Origin of the sequence: Streptomyces inhibens (assembly GCF_003389455.1) — a bacterium.
Taxonomy (GTDB): domain Bacteria; phylum Actinomycetota; class Actinomycetes; order Streptomycetales; family Streptomycetaceae; genus Streptomyces; species Streptomyces inhibens.
On record NZ_QUAC01000303.1, the window covers coordinates 1 to 1,745 of the forward strand.

General features: G+C 69.1%; 2 protein-coding genes. Both read left to right on the forward strand.

The features are described from left to right. Nucleotides 1–213: 213 nt before the first annotated feature. Nucleotides 214–882, forward strand: coding sequence for a class I SAM-dependent methyltransferase (locus DY245_RS33090; protein ID WP_128510850.1), 669 nt, complete (start codon nt 214–216; stop codon nt 880–882). A gap of 141 nt (nt 883–1,023) precedes the next feature. After that, complete coding sequence (locus DY245_RS33095) at nt 1,024–1,488, forward strand: hypothetical protein (RefSeq protein ID WP_128510851.1); 465 nt, start codon at nt 1,024–1,026, stop codon at nt 1,486–1,488. The last annotated feature ends 257 nt before the right edge of the window (nt 1,489–1,745 follow it).

Below are 1,745 nucleotides of genomic sequence, written 5' to 3' on the forward strand. Positions count from 1 at the left end.
AGGCCGACTACGCCAAGTGCGGCCCCTGCAGGCCGGGCTCGAACTGCCACTAACCCGTCACTGACGATCAGGCCCAGGGACGCCGTGAGCGCCCCTGGGCCCTGGCGCGCGCAGACGCGGCGCTGGAAGCGGCAAACAGCCACGCGCGCCGGGCACTCCCGCTACGGTGACCAGCTCCACCGGCTCACCGCATCCCGAGGAGCACCGTGCCCCGTGCCCCCCCACACCCCGGCCGAGTACTGGGACACCTACAAACCCCACCGCGGCGAAGGAGAGCAGCCCGCCCCGGTGATCGACGGGTTCGAGTGGACGCAATACCCCGGTCACGGCCCCGGAGCCGAGATCCTCGGTCGCCCGGCCCGCGCGCTGGACCTCGGGCCGGCCGAGGGCAAGGAGGCAGTGTTCCTGGCCCGTCAGGGATGCGAGGTGACCGGCGTCGACCTCTCCGCGGCACAGGTAGCCCGTGCCACCAACTGGTGGCGCAGCGAGCCGAGGCTACGGTTCGTCCACGCCGACGCCTGCGACTTCCTGACCGCCGACACCCAACCCTTCGACACCATCTACTCCGTATGGGGTGCGGTTTGGTTCAGTGACCCTGAGCAGCTGCTCCCTCTCGTGGCCAAGCGTCTCACCCCCGGCGGCACGTTCGCCTTCAGCCAGGCCGAGCCGACGCCCGGCGCATACGGCCCGCAGCCCATGCACGGCAAATGGCTCGAAGGCCGAGCGCACGAACTGACCGTCCTGCGCTGGCAGTACACCCCGCAAACCTGGACCAACCTCCTCAAACGCCACGGCTTTACCGACATTGACGCCCGCGTCCTGTCCGCCCCTGAAACCGGGATGCTCGGCACACTCATGGTGCAGGCCCGCACCTCTGCGTAGCGAGATTGATCGCCTGGGCAGGGAGGTAGCTGTCGCGGCTGTAGGAGGCTGCGGAGATGGCCTGCGCCGGCCAGTACCCGGTGCTTCCTGGTCGCCGCGCCAGAGGAGGATCAGGGTGCGGATGGCGAGGAGGTCACAGAGGTGGTCGACTTCGCGGGGATCGACCTGGACGAGTCTCCGACGGACCTGGTGCTGCACATCGGTGACGAGGCGCCTACCTTCACCGACGGGCATGCGATGGAGGTGTCGGGCAACGGCCGCGGGGCGCTTATCCCGATCTCGGGATGGGGTGACAAGACGCTGTCCGGTACAGCGATCTCCTACCGCAAGGAACTGCCGTCCGAGGCACACGCATGGGAGCGGGTAGCCGAACTCACGCTGACCGGCACAGCCCAGAGCCTGCACATCGAGCCGGGGAACGGCGAGCCGGACGCACTGTTCAAACTGGAGCTTGCGGAGCCGGGTCCCGGCGGCTGGAGAGTCCTCATCCACGCTCGGGGACGGACCCGGAGCGTAAGGAAGGCGAGTACCACGTCGCGGTGTGGCCTGCCGGCCGCTAGACGGTCTCACGAGAACGGCCCTGCTCTGGGCCGTTGTGGCTCCTGAGGACGTGAGGCTGTCGGGATCTTGAGACCGCCCCTCTGGAAACCGCCCGCCACTGCGGGGGATCGTCGACCTCCTGGACGAAGCACTACGCCAGGGCCGACCGGACCGAGCCAAGTAATCCGAACGGCAGCGCGGAGGGCCTTGGCACGTCGCGATGGGTGCGCAATGCCCATAACGTCGGCGGCACAACCCGTCTCCGGTGGGCGGGAAGAGGCCGGGGCGCACTGTCCTTCGCACGTCGGTGCGCTCCGGCCGCC